The organism is Campylobacter sp. BCW_4341, from assembly GCF_001764255.1.
Lineage (GTDB): Bacteria > Campylobacterota > Campylobacteria > Campylobacterales > Campylobacteraceae > Campylobacter_D > Campylobacter_D jejuni.
On record NZ_MKAH01000052.1, the window covers coordinates 78,132 to 95,105 of the forward strand.

Genomic DNA, 16,974 nt, shown 5'->3' on the forward strand with positions numbered 1-16,974 from the left:
GATTTTATAGTATAATAGCAAAAAAGTTCTAAAGGAAAAATATGCTTTTAGGTGTAAATATCGATCATATCGCAGTGTTAAGACAAGCTAGAATGGTAAATGATCCTGATCTTTTAGAGGCTGCTTTTATAGCAGCTAAACACGGAGATCAAATCACTTTGCATGTAAGAGAAGATCGCCGTCATGCTCAGGATTTTGACTTGGAAAATATTGTAAAATTTTGTAAAAGCCCTATCAATTTAGAATGTGCTTTAAATGATGAAATTTTAAATTTAGCTCTTAAACTCAAACCCCACCGCGTTACTTTAGTGCCTGAAAAAAGAGAAGAGCTTACTACAGAAGGGGGACTTTGTTTAAATCATGCTAAATTAAAACAAAGCATAGAAAAACTTCAAAATGCAAACATTGAAGTTTCACTTTTTATCAATCCTAGTTTAGAAGATATAGAAAAATCAAAAATTTTAAAAGCCCAATTTATAGAGCTTCATACAGGACATTATGCGAATTTACACAACGCACTTTTTAGCAATATCTCTCATACTGCTTTTGCCTTAAAAGAACTCAATCAAGATAAAAAAACCCTACAAGCTCAATTTGAAAAAGAATTACAAAATTTAAAACTCTGTGCTAAAAAGGGCGTAGAACTTGGCTTAAAAGTAGCCGCAGGACATGGTTTAAATTACAAAAATGTAAAACCCGTAGTAAAAATTAAAGAAATTTGTGAGCTAAATATAGGACAAAGCATTGTAGCAAGATCTGTATTTACAGGACTTAAAAACGCTATTTTAGAAATGAAAGAACTTATAAAAGATGAAAAAACTAGCCATTAGCATAGGCGATATAAACGGCATAGGACTTGAAATTTTAGTGCGTTCTCATGAAGAACTAAGCAAAATCTGTACACCTTTTTATTTTATCCACGAAAGCTTGCTTAATACAGCTTCAAAACTTTTAAATTTAAAACTTTTTAATGCAAAAATCGTAGCTTTCAAAGATGGAAAAGACTATGAGTTTAATTTTATAAAAAAAGAAAATTCTCTTGAAATTTACTCTTTTTGCCTTCCTTTAGGCTTTAAAGTGGATGAAAATTTTGAAATCAAAGCCGGAGAAATAGATGCAAAAAGTGGACTTTATGGTTTTTTAAGTTTTAAGGCGGCAAGTTATTTTGTCTATGAAAAACACGCCCATGCCTTGCTTACTCTACCTATACACAAAAAAGCTTGGGAAAATGCAGGGCTTAAATACAAAGGACACACCGATGCTTTAAGGGATTTTTTTAAAAAAAATGCCATTATGATGTTAGGTTGTAAAGAACTTTTTGTAGGGCTTTTTAGCGAACATGTACCTTTAGCTAAGGTGGGTAAAAAAATCACTTTTAAAAATTTAAGCATCTTTTTAAAAGATTTTTACAAAGAAACGCATTTTAAAAAAATAGGACTTTTAGGTTTTAATCCTCACGCTGGAGATTATGGAGTTATAGGTGGAGAAGAAGAAAAGATCATGGAAAAAGCTATAGCCTTTGTCAATGCCTTTTTACACTCTAAAAAAGATGAAAAATTTTTCAAAAAAGCCTTAAAAGATGAAAATTTACAAAAAGAATTGCTTTTAAATTTTAAAGGCAAGGGCGTTTATCTACCCTATCCTTTAGTAGCTGATACTGCTTTTACTAAGGCTGGTTTAAAAAACTGCAATCGTTTAGTGGCTATGTATCACGATCTTGCTCTTGCTCCTTTAAAGGCCTTGTATTTTGATAAAAGCATCAATGTGAGTTTAAATTTACCTATCATACGCGTTAGTGTTGATCATGGCACGGCCTTTGATAAGGCCTATAAAAATGCTAAAATCAACACTAAAAGTTATTTTGAAGCAGCTAAATTTGCAATCAATTTAAGCCCTAAAGCTTAAATTTAACCCTAGAATCAATCAAATCTTCTTTAGCCAAGCTGTCTATAAAATCTTGCAAATCTTTATTGGTATTTAAACTTTGAGTGAGTAAATTTTCATATTTATCAACTTTATTTTTAAAAATTTGCTCTAAAACTTCTTTAGTCTTTATATCTTTTTTTGCTCTTTGCGTAAGCTCTAATAAAGCTTTAGCATAAGCTTCTTGCATGCAATCACTTGCATTGAGTAAAGGTAAAATAGGATTTTCCCCTGCTTTTGTATTTTGCATATTTTTTATACAAATTTTTCTTTCTTTAATCATCTTTTTTGAAATAGCTTTAAAATCTTTTTTTGTCTTTTTATCTGCTTTTTTTGAAATATTTTGATACAAACTACTATAAATGTTATCTACTAAAGCAAGTTTTTTATTCTCAAATTCATTACGCACGCCAATTTCATTACATATCATAAGCTCATCATCACTTTTGCCATCATCTTTCACCTTAAAACAATCAAAACTAGGTTTTACCTCATCTTTATAAATAAGCTCATCAAAACTCAAAGCCCCTAAACTCACCAAACTTAAACCGAGCAATAAAATAATTTTTTTCATTATTTACCTTTAAAATTTTTATTTTATTTTAACAAAAATATTTTGAATTTTTTAAGGAAATTAAGCCTTTATTTTATTATAATGCGTTTTTATTTTTATAAGGAAATTAAAATGCAAAATTACAAAAAAGCTCTTTTTGCACTAGCTCTTAGTGCTTTTTGTATGGGTGTAACCGAATTTGTCATGGCAGGAGTTTTGGTTGATGTTGAAGCGTATTTTAGCGTAGATGCAAAAACTGCGGGCTATCTTACAACCTTATATGCTATAGGTGTTGTTATAGGTGCTCCTCTTATTACTATACCTTTAAGTCGTTTTCACAGACATACACAACTTTTAATCAATCTTGGAATTTTTGCTTTAGCAAATTTCATTATCTTTTTTAGCCAAAATTTCTATCTTACAGCGTTTGCACGTTTTGTAGCAGGAACACAGCATGGGGTGTTTTTTGTCATTGCTACCTTAGCTGTAAGTGCTATAGTACCTAATGATAAAAAATCAAGTGCTCTAGCTATAATGGTCACAGGACTTACTGTAGCCTTGGTTACTGGAGTGCCACTTGGAACTTTCATAGGGCATTATTTTGGCTTTAAATTTATCTTTTTACTTATTTTTATCATTACAAGCCTAGCATTTTTTGGAGTATGGCATATGATGCCCAAAAATTTACATCCTAGCCCAACAAGTCTTAAAAATTTAATCCCTGCTTTTTCACATCAAAATTTGTTAAAAACTTATACTATAACCATTTGTAGTTGTGGGGCTCAATTCGTTCTTTATACTTATTTACAAAAATTACTTGTAGAAATAAGCGGTTTTAAAGTCCAAGATACAGCTTATATCTTGCTCTTATATGGAATTTGCGCAATTTGTGGGAATTTATGGGGCGGAAAAATAGTAGATAAAAAAGGTGCTATTTTTTCTTTGCGTCTTATTTTAAGCATACAAGTTCTAGTATTTTTAAGCGTATTTCTCACCATGCATTCTAAAATTTTAATCATTTTTAGCATAGCCTTGATAGGATTTTTTGCCTTTTCAACTATACCTGCGCTAAAAATGCTTAGCATTGCTAAAGCTAAACGCCATACTTATAAAGTCATAGACAGCACAGTAAGTGTAAATGAAGCAGCTTTTAATGTAGGCATAGCTTTAGCAAGTTTTTTAGGTGGGATTGTTTTAGCAGGATTGGGCATAGAATTTAATGCTTTATTTTCGGCACTTTTTGTAAGCCCTGCTTTGATTTTTGCCTTACTTTTTGCCAAAGATAAATTAAATTATAAAAAATTTCAAAGAAAAAGTTTAAAAAAGATATAAATTGGAATAGAAATTGCTTGTTTGTTTAATGTAAAGTTAAATAAAGGAGGAGAAAATGGTAGTAGATAATACTCAAAAAACATCAAATGTTATTTTTAGCACCACAACAAAGGTTAAAGAGAAAAATACTTCAGCAGATGAATTTCAAGCCACATTAAATGAAGTAAAAAACAAAGAAGAAAAGGAAAAAGAAAAAACAAGCTCAAGCAAATTTACTAATGAAGACATTGATCTTGGTGCTGTTAGAGAAGATTTTAGATCTTATGCTTGGCAAAAAATGAGAGAAGATCAATACAAAAAAAATGAGGAGACTTTGCTAAATAAGCTTTTTGCTACAATTGACGCAGGAAATGCCACAAACAATACAAAGGCTTAATATACAAATCAAAACTCAAACTACACAAACGAGAATTCCAATAATTCTCGTAAAATTTCTCATAACTCTGGATAAAATGAAAAATTTATTATTTCCTTTATATGAAGCAAATATAGAAAAATTGACCAATTTAATTTATCAAATTCTGTTATAATTTTGCTAAAAACAAAGGAAAATAATGATTTTTATTGATGCTTGCTTTAAAAAACCTACACCCTACACCCCTATTTGGATGATGCGTCAAGCAGGAAGATATTTGCCAGAATATATGGAAGTAAGAAAACAAGCGAGTGATTTTCTCTCTTTATGCAAAGACTATAAAAAAGCTTCTGAAGTTTCTTTGCAGCCTATTAATATTTTAGATGTAGATGCAGCAATCATTTTTTCAGATATCTTAGTTGTTCCTCTTGAAATGAGTATGAATTTACGCTTTGAAAAAGGAGAAGGGCCTATTTTTGATAATCCTATTTCAACCCTAGAAGACTTAGAAAAACTTGACGATCAAAATGCGCATAAAAAATTAAATTATGTCTATGATGCCTTAAAGCTTACAAGAGAAAAATTATCTCAAAACAAGGCTTTAATAGGATTTTGCGGAAGCCCTTGGACTATAGCTACCTATATGATAGAAGGAAGTGGAAGTAAAAATTATGCAAAGTGTAAAAAAATGCTTTATCAAAACCCAGAACTTTTACATAAAATTCTAAACAAACTAACTCAAGTTTTAAAACTTTATTTAGAAGAGCAAATTAAAGCAGGTGCTAATGCTATACAAATTTTTGATAGCTGGGCAAGTGCTTTAGAATACGATAAGTTTTTTGAATTCTCTTTTAATTATATGCTTGAAATTTCAAATTTTATTAAAAGCAAATACTCAAATATACCTGTAATTTTATTCCCTAAAGGCATTAGCGGTTATTTAGATAGAATCGATGGTAATTTTGATGTTTTTGGGGTTGATTGGAGCACTCCGCTTGATTTAGCATGTGATAAACTATCACACAAATACACTCTTCAAGGCAACATGGAGCCTTGCAGACTTTATGATAAAAATGCCATCAAAGAAGGAGTGGAAAAAATACTAAAAACCATGCAAAATAAAGCTCATATTTTCAACTTAGGACATGGGATCTTGCCTGATATTCCTGTTGAAAATGCAAAATATTTTATCAAGCTTGTACAAGAAAGTTCAGCTAAATGAAAATACTCTTTGGTCCTGTTAGCTCAAGGCGTTTTGGAAGATCTTTGGGTATAGATTTAAGCCCTAGTGAAAAACAATGCAATTTTGATTGTGTTTATTGTGAGCTTGATCCAAAAAAAGCCCAAGAAAAACAGGATGAAATTATCAGCATAGATAAAATTATCTCCGAAGTTAAAGCCATGCTTGAAAAAAATGTTGAATTTGATTTTCTTACCCTTACTGCCAACGGAGAGCCTAGTCTTTATCCTTATTTAAATGAGCTTATTTTGTCTTTACGCAGCATTGCTAAAGATAAAAAATTGCTTATTTTAAGCAATGGTACAGCTGTATTAGATGAAGACAAATTTAATGCTTTGCTAAAACTAGATGTGGTCAAATTTAGCCTAGATAGTGCAGTTGCTAAAACTTTTTATCGTATTGATAGAGCTTTAAAAAACATTGACTTAGAAAAAATGATAGAAAAAATGGCAGATTTTAGAGCTAGGTTTAATGGAGATTTGATTATGGAAATTCTAGTTGTTAAAGATCTTAATGACAACGAAGAAGAATTTAAAGCGCTCAATCAAGCTTTAAAAAAAATCATGCCTTTAAGAGTTGATCTAAGTACCATAGATAGACCTCCTGCTTATGCCGTTAAAAAAGTAAGCGAAGAAAAACTTTTAGAACTTTCCAAACTTATAGATTCTACTCCTGTACTCTTAGCCAAAAGGCATTATGAAGGTGAAAAACTAAGCTTCAATGAAGAAGAATTATTAAAAATGCTTCATTTACGCTCACAAAGCGAAATAGACATAGAAGCGAAATTTGATGAACAATCCAAAACTCTCTTAAATCAACTTATCAAAGAAAAAAAGGTAAAAATTCTCGATTTAGCTGGAGTTAAATTTTATAAAGTTTAGACCTTTGGTAAATACTTTCTAAGTAAAGTTATAAGATCATTTCTACTTACATCACTTAAAACTTCACTCACACAATCAAAATCCCTAACTTTTTCCTTTGAAAAAAAGATGATATGGCTTTGTGGATGCTGTTTTTTATAAGCACTTAGCAAATTTCTCATTTGCTCAAGATCAAATTTAATTAATTCATAATCAAGCAAAATCAAACGATAAGTCTCCTTGCTTAATTCTTGTTTTAATTGACTAAAAGAATTTATACATATATTTTTATCGCATTGTTTTTCTATTATATTGAAAAATAAGGTTGCATCAAAATCATTTTGTTTAAAAAGCAATACATTATTTTGATAAGGGGTTTTAAATTTTAAAGTGCAAACCTTATCAAGCTTGTTTTGCAAAATATTTTCAAGATCTTTTTTTTCAAAAGGTAAAGTTAAAAAATACTCATAATGTGTATTTTTATGCCGACCCATCACTATAAAATCATAGTTTTTCTTTACATTTTCATTTAAAATTTTATCCTTGATAAAAATCAAATGAAAGTCATTAACATCAAAACTTAAATTTTTAAAACAAGTACTTTCTATGCCAAAATACGAAAGTAAATTTGCAAGTAAAAAATTTTCAAGCTCATCATTATTAACTATAGCCACATTTGCTTCAAACTGCAAAACCTTTCCATGAGATGTCCCTATAATGCTTTTATGATGCTCTAAAGCCTCATTTAATTCTAATCTAATTTGATCTTTTTGAGAATTTAAGGCATTTAAAATCAAAGAATTAATTTCTTTATTATACCCTTCATTTAAGCAACGCATTGCATTAGATATATTTCCAAGCTGATATAAATTTTCTTCTAATAAATGCAAATATCTGTCTTTTTCATGGGATATTTTAGTTAAATTTTGACCCGTAGTTTCAAATTTTTCCTTTAACAAATCAAGCGCACTATCAACATCAATCTTTTTTTGAAAATTTAAAAAATCATTTTGCATGCAAAAAATTTTTTGATATATTTTGTTTATATTTCTATTTTGTCTAAAAGCAAAAATAAAAAGTGTTAAAGATAAAACAAAAATGCTAGAAAACATACCTATTTTCAGTTGTTCAGCAACACTATCAAGCTTTGAGATATCAATACTTAAATACGCTAAAATTAGATTAAAAATAAAAATTATCCCTGCTAATATCAAATCAATTTTCCTTTATCTTTTGTGCCGCTTTCTTGCCTACAAGCATTGCAAGATCTTTAAAATCAGCCTTATATATAGATTCAAAATTTCCATAATACGCTAAAAGTTTTTGTATAACCCCTGAACTAAGTCCTAAATTTACAAGCTTAGAACTATTCAAGTCCTGTTTTTTCTTAGTATTTTGATGAAAGCTGATAGCAAAACGGTGCGCTTCATCTCTTAATTTCTGTAAGAATTGTAGTTTTTTATCGTTAATACTTAAACTAAATTCTCCTTTTAAGGAATGAATTTTATCCTTAGCACCTCCTTTAGCCCTATGTGCTTTTGCATCGATCTTTTCTTTTGAAATAGCTAAAATATCGACATTTGCCCCACTACTTACAATAATTTCTTTAGCCAAATCAAGCAAAACCTTTCCTCCATCTATAAGCCATAAATCAGGAGGGGGTATTTTATCAAAGTCCAAAGCCCTACGCGTTAAGACTTCACGCATTTGATCATAATCATTTTTATGTTTTAAATGAAATTTTCGATATTTTGACTTATCCCAAGAATTTATTCTATAAGTTACCATAGCTCCAACATTTGCCACGCCTTGCAAATGAGAATTATCAAAAATTTCTATATTATTTGGTAAATTTTCAAGCTCAAAATAAGACTTTAATTCTTTTTGTATAGTAAAATCATGATTTTTTTGCTCTTTTTCTATATTTAAAAGGGCATTTTGAAAAGCCAAATCACAAATTTTTCTTTTTTCTCCTATTTTAGGGATTTTAATACTGATTTTTTTATCAAACCTTTGACTTAAAATTTTTTCTAAAAGTATTCTATCTTCAAATTCTTCATAAACATAAATAACATTTGCAAGTAAAGGAATATCCATGCTAAAATTTTCTAAAATCAGTTGCTTATAAATTTCATTTTTATCCCATTGTATATCATTTTTTATAGGAGTAATCTTAGAATTTGCACTGATAATTTTTCCATTTTGCACCACAAAACGTAAGGTTGAAAGCATGGAATTTTCAAAGGCTAAAGCAAATACTTCAAAATCTTCTAATTTTGCAATATCTATTTCAACCTTAACTTCCAAATCTTTAATCGTTGCAATCTGATCCCTTACTTTAGCTGCTTCTTCGTAATTTTCATTTTGCGCTAAAACAAGCATTTGTTTTTCTAAGTTTTTAAGCAAAACACTAGGATTTAAAAGTGCGTGCATAGCCTCATCTAAAATTTCAAGGTATTTTTCCCTGCTGATGCGTTTATCGCAAGGCGCAAGACAACGAGAAATTTGATAAAAAATACAAGGGGATTTACAACTTGCTTTTTGCTTTAAAGGATAGTATAAATAAAGCGCATCTAAAAGCTCTCTAGCGCCTTTAAAAAAAGGACCAAAATATTTGATTTTGCTTTTTTTTACCAATTTTCTAGTGATCTCAAAGCGTGGGAATTCTTCTTCAAAATCCACATAAATATAAGGATAAGTTTTATCATCTCTTAGTAAAATATTATATTTTGGATGCAGTTGTTTGATAAAAGAATTTTCTAAAATCAAAGCATCAGCCTCTGAATTAGTAGAGATAAATTCCAAATGCACTGTTTCTTCAATCATTTTTTGAATTCTTAAAGAATTTCTTGGACTTGCATGTAAATTTGGAGCAAAAGCAAAATAAGATTTGACACGATTTTTAAGATTTTTAGCCTTACCTACATATAAAAGCTTTCCTTCTTGATTGAAGTATTGATAAACTCCAGCACTATTGGGAAGAGTTTTTAGCTCATTTTCTAAATTCTCTTTAGTCAAGATTAGAACCTTTTTTTATAAGTTCTCTTAAATCTTCAAATTTCTTAAATAATTTTTCATCTTTAAAGCAATTTTTAAATTCACCCTTAGAAAGCTCCAAATAAGAATTTTTAGAGAGTTTTTCATCATTTTTGTTTTTATTTACTGCATAAGTGTATTTTTGGGAAAAGATTTTTATATCTTTTATATCAACAAATCCACTTAAAGGATATTTTTGTCCATATGCTTTTATGAGAAATTTAATATAAATTTTGCTATCATCATGATTTAATTCTTGATAAGCTGCTGGATGTAAGGTTATTATATTTAAAATATGATTTTTTACATAAATTTTAGCAATCAAACGTTGCTTAGCAAGCGGAAAAGAACTTAAAAAATCTTTGCAAAAAAATAAGGTTTTTAAAGGCTTATAATGAGGTTTATCCATCAATTCATTAATAACAGCACTAGCGTTTTTAGTCATCTTAATATTATTTCTTTTTCTCATAAGATGATTTTAGCATTTCTTTTCTTAATTTTCTTCTGTGCTTGCGGATATAAAGGCAACCCTCAATACACAAGCTATGAACAAAATGGTTCGGTAAAAACCATTAAAAAATACGAACAATTACATAGGTGGTAAATAATGAAAAAAGCAGATATTTTAGTTTTAGACTTTGGCTCTCAATACACTCAGCTTATAGCAAGACGCCTAAGGGAACAAGGAGTTTATGCAGAAATTTTACCTTTTAATGTAAGTTTAGCTGATATTAAGGCAAAAGAACCAAAAGGTATTATTTTAAGCGGAGGTCCAGCAAGCGTATATGCAACTGATGCGTATTTTTGCGATAAAGGCATATTTGACTTAGGTTTACCTATTCTTGGAATTTGTTATGGTATGCAGCTTATGGCGCATCATTACAAAGCTACAGTTGCACCTGCAGGACATAAAGAATACGGTAAAGCAAACATAGAAGTTAAAAAAGATAGCGCTTTATTTAAAAATCTTCCAAAAAAGCAAACTGTTTGGATGAGTCATTCTGATAAAGTAGAAAATTTACCTCAAGGTTTTGAAGTTTTAGCCACAAGTGAAAATAGCCCTTTTTGTGTTTTTGGAAATGAAGATAAGAAATTTTTTGCCTTACAATTTCACCCAGAAGTGCAACACAGTGAATTTGGCAAAAATATCTTAAAAAATTTTGCTAAATACGCTTGTAATTGTGAAAGTGTTTGGAATATGGGTTCTTTTGCAAAAACTCAAGCAGAAAAAATCCGTGAAGAAGTAGGCAGTGATAAAGTGCTTTGTGCTGTAAGTGGCGGAGTAGATAGTAGTGTAGTTGCTGCACTTTTAGCCAGTGCTATAAAAGAGCAAGTTATAGTAGTTTTTGTAGACAATGGACTTTTAAGGAGCGGAGAAAAAGAACAAGTTGAATTTATGTTTAAAAATACCTTAGGTATCGATCTTATCAGCATTGATGCAAGTGAAATTTTCTTAAGTCGCTTGGCTAATGTTAGAGATCCTGAGCAAAAAAGAAAAATCATAGGAAATACCTTTATAGAAGTTTTTGAAGAAGAAGCAAAAAAACATAAAGATGTAAAATATCTCGCTCAAGGAACACTTTATACTGATATCATAGAAAGTTCTGTTGTAGGTGCAAGCAAAACCATTAAAAGCCATCATAATGTAGGGGGCTTGCCTGAAAAAATGAATCTTAAACTCATAGAGCCTTTAAAAGAAATTTTTAAAGATGAAGTGCGTGCCCTAGGACTTGAGCTTGGACTTAGCAAAGAAGTAGTTTATCGCCATCCTTTCCCTGGACCAGGGCTTGCTATACGCATTATGGGAGAAGTAAATCGCCCTAGCTTAGAACTATTGCGCAAGACTGATGTAATTTTACTTGAAGAACTTAAAAGCACCGGCTGGTATGATAAAACTTGGCAAGCATTTTGCGTGCTTTTAAATGTTAAAAGCGTTGGGGTTATGGGGGATAACCGCACTTATGATAATGCAGTTTGTATACGCGTTGTAGATGCAAGTGATGGTATGACAGCTACTTTCTCGCATTTACCTTACGAAGTTTTAGAAAACATAAGTCGCCGTATCATCAATGAAGTAGAAGGTATAAACCGCGTTGTTTATGATATCTCAAGCAAACCACCTGCAACCATAGAATGGGAATGATCCATTTTTTCTAGCTCTTATTTTTATTATAAAATTTTTATAAAAATAAGGCTAGAATTTATTCAAGAAATTTCAAGGAAGAAATATGCATGGAAAAATAGCTATTTATATGGATTCTACAGGACGTGGAACCGTTACAAACTCAGCAAATACCTTTTTTGACTTCAATCGCCAAATTTGGAATGATAAAAAAAGTATGCCAAGTGTTGGCATGCTTGTGGAATTTAGAACTCTTTCTAGCGAAAAAAAAGCAGAAGACGGCAAGCCCGTTCAAACAAGCAAAACCATAACGGGTATAAAACCTTCAAAATTTCAAGAATTTAAAGAAGGGGATTTTATCACTGAGCATGATTTTTGGAAAACTGATAATGATGATGAATTAGAAGACTTGCAAAACTCAAGAAGAAGTACTTATATAACAGAACTCTATAGAACAACAGACTTTGACAGTATAGAAAAAATTCCTCTTTCTTTTACTATACCTCAAGCTATACAAAAATATTTTGCCCATGAAATTTTATCCGTAGAAACGCTTCAAGCCAATCTACAAGATGAAAAGGAAATTCCTTGCATACTTGATTATCTTATACTTAAAAGATTTTTATTTAAAGCTTATGATACTTTAATTTTTATGGATAATAGCATAGACCAAACCCAATTTAGCGCGTTAAAAAGCATCATGATGCATTTAGAGAATTCATATAAGCAAATGATAGCTGATCAAAAACCAAATATCACTAAAATTTTTAACGAAACTTTTTTATCTTTGCAGTGTCATTACCAAGCTTTAGTAGCCACCATAGATACAAGAAAAAATCGTCTAGCCTCACTTGAAGCACAAATGAAAACTTTGCAATCTGAAATAAATCTTAAAAGCAATGCGGCCAATACAGACCCTGAAAAACTTAAAGCAAGACAAGAAAGATTGGCTAAACTACAAAAAGAAGCAGAATACTACAGAACAACACTAAAAAGACTTGATGCTATAAGGGAGGATTTTTATAAGAAAAATTACAATATTTTCGAAAATGCTTTTAAACTTTCACGAGAAAAGCTCTTTAAAAAAATTGTCACAGGTTTAAATCTATGCGCAACCATAATGGATGTTAAAATTTGGCACTTATCTTTAAAATCATCAGGGGTTAAAAATTCTTATTTTACCATGAGCAATATAGAAAATTCTTTCTGTTCTCTTTCTTTTGCAGAACATTACTTAAGTCGCTTAAATAAATCCGCTCTAAATCCTTTTGATCAAAAACTTTTAGTGTATATTCAAAAAATTACAAAAGAACAAAGAAAAAAATTTTTAGTTGTCACATCGGATTTAGATTTATTATGCAAATTAAAAATTGAAAACTTTTCACAAAATCCATATTATTTAGTAAAATACGCACCTAAAAAAGTGAATTATCAGTCTTTAATGCGTGATAACACCTTTGATATAGTCTATATTGATGAAAAACATGTTTGGGAAAATGTTGCCGATATTATTTTACAAGGAAAGCATTTTGACAAATCAGGAAAAACCAAATTTAAACTGATTTAAGACATAGAAATTTAAGCTAAATTAAGTTATAATTTCCTTGCCTAAACAGTTTGTGGTATTTAAAGTGATCCAACACATTTTTATTAACTGCGATTGTGTGATTTACCGTGTTCTGTGGCATCGTTTGAGCTTTGAAAAAAGCGAGAAGTTGCAGCCTTTAAAAATTACCTAGCGGTTTTCTTTGACTTTTTGGGGTCAATCTTTGTTAAACGGCTGTTTGGGTTTAAAAGGAGATATAAATGAAAATAATGATTTTGGGTAGTGGCGCAAGAGAATATTCTATTGCTTTAGCCTTAAGAAGAGTAGACAAAAATTTAGAGTTTTATTTTGCTCCTGGAAATGGCGCTACCGAAAGTCTTGGAACAAATTTAAACCTAAAAGATCCAGTAGTTTTAGCAACCTATGCGAAAGAAAAAGGTTTTGATCTTTGTATAGTAGGAAGTGAAAGTTTTTTAGCTGAAGGTGTTGTAGATATTTTTAAACAACAAGGACTTGCTATTTTTGGGCCAAGTAAAGCTGCTGCAATGCTTGAAACCTCAAAATCTTTTATGAAAAGCTTTCTTAAAAAATACCGTATCAAAACAGCCAAATTTTTAAACACAAATGATATTGAAAAAGCAAAAAATTTTATACATAGTTTAACCCCTCCTATAGTAGTAAAAGCCGATGGACTTTGTGCAGGAAAAGGTGTTATCATAGCTAAGACTCATGAAGAAGCTATAGAAGAAACAGCTAAAATGCTGAGCGGAGAAAGCTTTGGAGATGCTGGAAAACTCGTTGTAATTGAAGAATTTTTAGATGGTTATGAATTAAGCATTTTTGCAGTATGTGATGGCAATGATTTTGTTTTACTTCCTGTAGCACAAGATCACAAAAAATTACTCGATAATGATCAAGGGCCAAATACTGGCGGAATGGGTGCTTACGCTCCTAGCTCTTTAGCGAATGAAAGCTTGCTTAGAAAAGTTCAAAAAGATATTATTTTACCGACTTTAGCAGGCATGAAAAAAGAAGGAGCGGAATTTTGTGGTGTTTTATTTATAGGTGCTATGATCGTTGGAAATAAACCTTATGTATTAGAATTTAATGTTCGCTTTGGCGATCCTGAATGTGAAGTTTTAATGCCTTTAATCGAAAATCCTTTGGAGCTTATTTTAGCTGCTACTCAAAGACGCTTAAGACACACAAAAATCAAAATCAAAAAAGAATTTGCAGTAGGGGTTGTATGCGCGAGTGAAAACTATCCTTACAAAAGTTCACCAAAAAGTGAAATTACTGTAAATAACATTCCTGAAAACTCTCATATCTCTTATGCTGGAGTAAGCCTAGAAGATGGCAAATTAATGGCTGATGGTGGAAGAGTTTTGGTTTGCGTTGGCACAGGAAAAAGTATAGAAGAAGCGCAAAAAAATGCTTATAAACTTTGTGATAATGTAAATTTCAAAGGAAAGCAATACAGAAAAGACATCGCTCATCAGGTTCTTAAATGAAAGAAAATTTACAAGACCGCTTAGAGCGTGAAAATCTAAAAATAGCAAGTTTTGGAAAAAGAGTTCTAGCTTTTTTAATCGATGATATGATTATTTCTTTGATTGTGTTTATCATTTTTTATGATCGTCTAATCCAAGCAAAAGATTTATTTGAAACAACTCAAATTATAGGAAATTTTTATCTTGGCTTCATCTTGCTTCATTTTAGTTATCAAGCAATTTTTACTTATCTTTATGGGGCAAGTTTGGGAAAAATATTATGCAAAATTATCATCTTGGATGAAAATCTTCTTGACAAACCCAATCTCATCCAAAGTTGCATCAGATCTGCCATAAGACAGGTTAGTGCTATGGCATTTATGCTTGGATTTGCTTGGGCTTTAAGTAATGATTTGCGCAAAGCTTGGGAGGATTATCTAGCAAGGACAATAGTAGTCGATGTGGCGTAAATTTTCCTTATTGCTAGGAACTAGCATAGCTTTAAGTGCAGCACAAGTTGATATTTACGCTCTTGATGCAAAAAAAGAAGGTGATATTCTTACTGCAAACAATGATGTTATTATTTTTTCTGATTTTTATTTCATCACTGCCAATAAAGCAATTTACAATGAAAAAACCGGAGATGTTGAGCTTTTTGGCGATGTTAACATCCTAAGGGGACAAAACGAAAGATCACATTCTGATTATGCTAAAATCAACCTAAATTCCAATCAAGCCGATTTTAGTAATTTTTTCTTTTCCAATAACAATCTTGAAGTATGGTTTCAAAGCAAAACAAGCCATCTAAATGATAAAGTCTTTGAAAGTAAAATTTCAGCAGTTTCAAGCTGCAATGTTGAAGACCCTGATTGGGAAATTCGTTTTTCAAAAGGCTGGCTTAACCGGGAAACCAATTTTGTTCATCTTTACAATGCAAGATTATATGTTAAAAATACCCCGGTTTTTTATCTACCTTATTTTGGATTTAGCGCTGATACTCATAGACAAAGCGGGCTTTTAATCCCAAAAATCGTTTTAAAAAGTAGCGAAGGCTTATACTATGAACAACCTATTTATATTGCCACTCAAGAAAATTGGGATTTAGAACTTGATCCACAAATTCGAACAAACCGTGGTTTTGGACTTTATTCTACTTTAAGATTTCTTGATTCTCCATATTCAACAGGAGAATTAAATTTTGGTGCTTTTAGGGAAAATAGCTCCTATTTTCACGATGAAAATTTGAAAAACAAAACCCACTATGGAATAGAACTAAAATACTCAAGAGATGATTTAATCAAATCTTTACTCAGTGATAATTTCCAAGAAGGCCTATGGATAGATGCAACCTATCTCAACGATGTGGATTATTTAAATTTAGGAAGTAGGGATTATCGAGATCTTAACTCGCTTGTAACCTCCAAAATCAATTATTTTTTAGCTGATGAAAACAATTTTTACGGAGCTTATGCAAGATATTATATCGACACATCTAAACTTAGCAACAATACAACCTTACAAGAATATCCAAGCTTTCAATATCATAGATTTTTAAATAACCTTTTTGATGAACGCTTGCGTTATTCATTTGATGCTTCATTTCATAATTTTTACCGACCTGCTGGTTCTTATGCAAATGAGCTAAATTTAGACTTGCCTATCTCATATCACAACGCTTTTTTTGGAGACTTTTTACACTTTACTTTTACAGAAAGATTTTATGCTTCTTTTGTAAATTATAGTAACGATCCCGAAAGAAACCATGAGCATTATTTCAGAAACACTCATGATTTTAATCTCTACACCGATCTTTCAAAAGCTTATGAAAATTTCTTTCATACTTTAAATTTAGGGGTGAATTACATTTTACCAGGAGCAAAATCAGGTAAAATCACGCAAGATTATCTTGAAGAATACGACAAAGAAAACGAACATACAAGTCTTTATGCTGTGCAATATTTCTATAACAACGAAGGACAAAAAAAACTCAAACACAGAATTTCACTTGACTATCTCAATAAACAAAATAAATTCTATGAACTTGAAAATCTTTTAACTTATTATTTTAATGCAAACATCAATCTCAACAGCGAAGTGCTTTACTCTTATGAACAAAGTCGCTTTACCAATGTCATCAGCCAAATAGAAGTCAATACAAATTCAAAATTTAATTGGATGTTTTCTCATGCTTATCAAAACGATGAGTATGGAAAATATAGCTTTATTGGCACAAGAGCAAATTATATTACCACACCTAATTACAATTTATTTGGTGGAATTTGGTTTGATACTCAAAGAGCTCATGCAAACATGTGGGAACTTGGCTATACCTACCAAAGAAAATGTTGGAACTATTCTTTAATGTATAGAGAAAGAATCGATCCACAACTCACAAGTGGTGGTATCACAGCTAAAAATCAAAGCGGAGTTTATTTTATTTTCAACTTCTATCCTTTAGGAGGAGTAAAATACGATTTCTCTTTAGCAGAAAGTGAAAACAAAATTTAAAAAGGATGA

Annotated in this window: 15 protein-coding genes; 11 read left to right on the plus strand and 4 right to left on the minus strand. The window is 30.7% G+C overall.

The window, feature by feature from the left end; translation table 11 throughout:
- Window positions 1-41 precede the first annotated feature (41 nt).
- Both AJN70_RS08845 and pdxA read left to right on the plus strand, forming a co-directional pair.
- Window positions 42-830: a pyridoxine 5'-phosphate synthase gene (locus AJN70_RS08845; protein WP_070295715.1), complete on the plus strand. Its 789-nt coding sequence runs from the start codon at window positions 42-44 to the stop codon at window positions 828-830.
- A complete protein-coding gene (gene pdxA / locus AJN70_RS08850) occupies window positions 811-1,905 on the plus strand; it encodes a 4-hydroxythreonine-4-phosphate dehydrogenase (RefSeq protein WP_070295716.1) in 1,095 nt (364 codons plus the stop codon). Before AJN70_RS08845 ends, pdxA begins: the two co-directional genes overlap by 20 nt.
- On the opposite strand, the gene AJN70_RS08855 is transcribed toward pdxA, so the two are convergent.
- Window positions 1,895-2,497 (minus strand): hypothetical protein, encoded by a 603-nt coding sequence (locus AJN70_RS08855; RefSeq protein WP_070295717.1) that lies wholly within the window; start codon window positions 2,495-2,497, stop codon window positions 1,895-1,897. The genes pdxA and AJN70_RS08855 overlap by 11 nt on opposite strands.
- Before the next feature lie 111 nt (window positions 2,498-2,608).
- Between AJN70_RS08855 and AJN70_RS08860 the strand changes: the two genes are divergently transcribed.
- The 4 genes from AJN70_RS08860 to AJN70_RS08875 all read left to right on the plus strand — a co-directional run bounded on the left by AJN70_RS08860 (window position 2,609) and on the right by AJN70_RS08875 (window position 6,284).
- A complete protein-coding gene (locus AJN70_RS08860; protein WP_070295718.1) occupies window positions 2,609-3,808 on the plus strand; it encodes an MFS transporter in 1,200 nt (399 codons plus the stop codon).
- Window positions 3,809-3,863: 55 nt separating this feature from the next.
- The gene (ciaC, locus tag AJN70_RS08865) at window positions 3,864-4,184 is read left to right on the plus strand and encodes an invasion antigen CiaC (protein WP_004305615.1); all 321 of its coding nucleotides are present in this window, start codon (window positions 3,864-3,866) and stop codon (window positions 4,182-4,184) included.
- A gap of 178 nt (window positions 4,185-4,362) precedes the next feature.
- The gene (gene hemE, locus AJN70_RS08870) at window positions 4,363-5,385 is read left to right on the plus strand and encodes a uroporphyrinogen decarboxylase (protein ID WP_070276689.1); all 1,023 of its coding nucleotides are present in this window, start codon (window positions 4,363-4,365) and stop codon (window positions 5,383-5,385) included.
- Complete coding sequence (locus tag AJN70_RS08875) at window positions 5,382-6,284, plus strand: radical SAM protein (protein WP_070295719.1); 903 nt, start codon at window positions 5,382-5,384, stop codon at window positions 6,282-6,284. The genes hemE and AJN70_RS08875 overlap by 4 nt, the downstream gene beginning before the upstream one ends.
- Here AJN70_RS08875 and AJN70_RS08880 read toward each other — a convergent pair.
- The 3 genes from AJN70_RS08880 to AJN70_RS08890 are packed head-to-tail and all read right to left on the minus strand — an operon-like array spanning window position 6,281 to window position 9,768.
- Window positions 6,281-7,477 (minus strand): hypothetical protein, encoded by a 1,197-nt coding sequence (locus AJN70_RS08880; protein WP_070295720.1) that lies wholly within the window; start codon window positions 7,475-7,477, stop codon window positions 6,281-6,283. The two genes, AJN70_RS08875 and AJN70_RS08880, sit on opposite strands and share 4 nt — an antisense overlap.
- Before the next feature lies 1 nt (window position 7,478).
- A complete protein-coding gene (gene uvrC, locus AJN70_RS08885) occupies window positions 7,479-9,281 on the minus strand; it encodes an excinuclease ABC subunit UvrC (RefSeq protein ID WP_070295721.1) in 1,803 nt (600 codons plus the stop codon).
- Window positions 9,274-9,768 (minus strand): hypothetical protein, encoded by a 495-nt coding sequence (locus AJN70_RS08890; protein ID WP_004305626.1) that lies wholly within the window; start codon window positions 9,766-9,768, stop codon window positions 9,274-9,276. The genes uvrC and AJN70_RS08890 overlap by 8 nt, the downstream gene beginning before the upstream one ends.
- 138 nt (window positions 9,769-9,906) lie before the next feature.
- Here AJN70_RS08890 and guaA point away from each other — a divergent pair, with 138 nt between their 5' ends.
- From guaA to AJN70_RS08915, 5 genes are all read left to right on the plus strand, one after another.
- The gene (guaA, locus tag AJN70_RS08895) at window positions 9,907-11,442 is read left to right on the plus strand and encodes a glutamine-hydrolyzing GMP synthase (protein WP_044779041.1); all 1,536 of its coding nucleotides are present in this window, start codon (window positions 9,907-9,909) and stop codon (window positions 11,440-11,442) included.
- A gap of 85 nt (window positions 11,443-11,527) precedes the next feature.
- Complete coding sequence (locus AJN70_RS08900; protein WP_070295722.1) at window positions 11,528-12,988, plus strand: hypothetical protein; 1,461 nt, start codon at window positions 11,528-11,530, stop codon at window positions 12,986-12,988.
- Between the two features lie 239 nt (window positions 12,989-13,227).
- The gene (purD, locus tag AJN70_RS08905) at window positions 13,228-14,478 is read left to right on the plus strand and encodes a phosphoribosylamine--glycine ligase (RefSeq protein ID WP_002861945.1); all 1,251 of its coding nucleotides are present in this window, start codon (window positions 13,228-13,230) and stop codon (window positions 14,476-14,478) included.
- Complete coding sequence (locus AJN70_RS08910) at window positions 14,475-14,927, plus strand: RDD family protein (RefSeq protein ID WP_002871012.1); 453 nt, start codon at window positions 14,475-14,477, stop codon at window positions 14,925-14,927. Before purD ends, AJN70_RS08910 begins: the two co-directional genes overlap by 4 nt.
- A complete protein-coding gene (locus AJN70_RS08915) occupies window positions 14,917-16,965 on the plus strand; it encodes an LPS-assembly protein LptD (protein WP_070295723.1) in 2,049 nt (682 codons plus the stop codon). The genes AJN70_RS08910 and AJN70_RS08915 overlap by 11 nt, the downstream gene beginning before the upstream one ends.
- Window positions 16,966-16,974 lie beyond the last annotated feature (9 nt).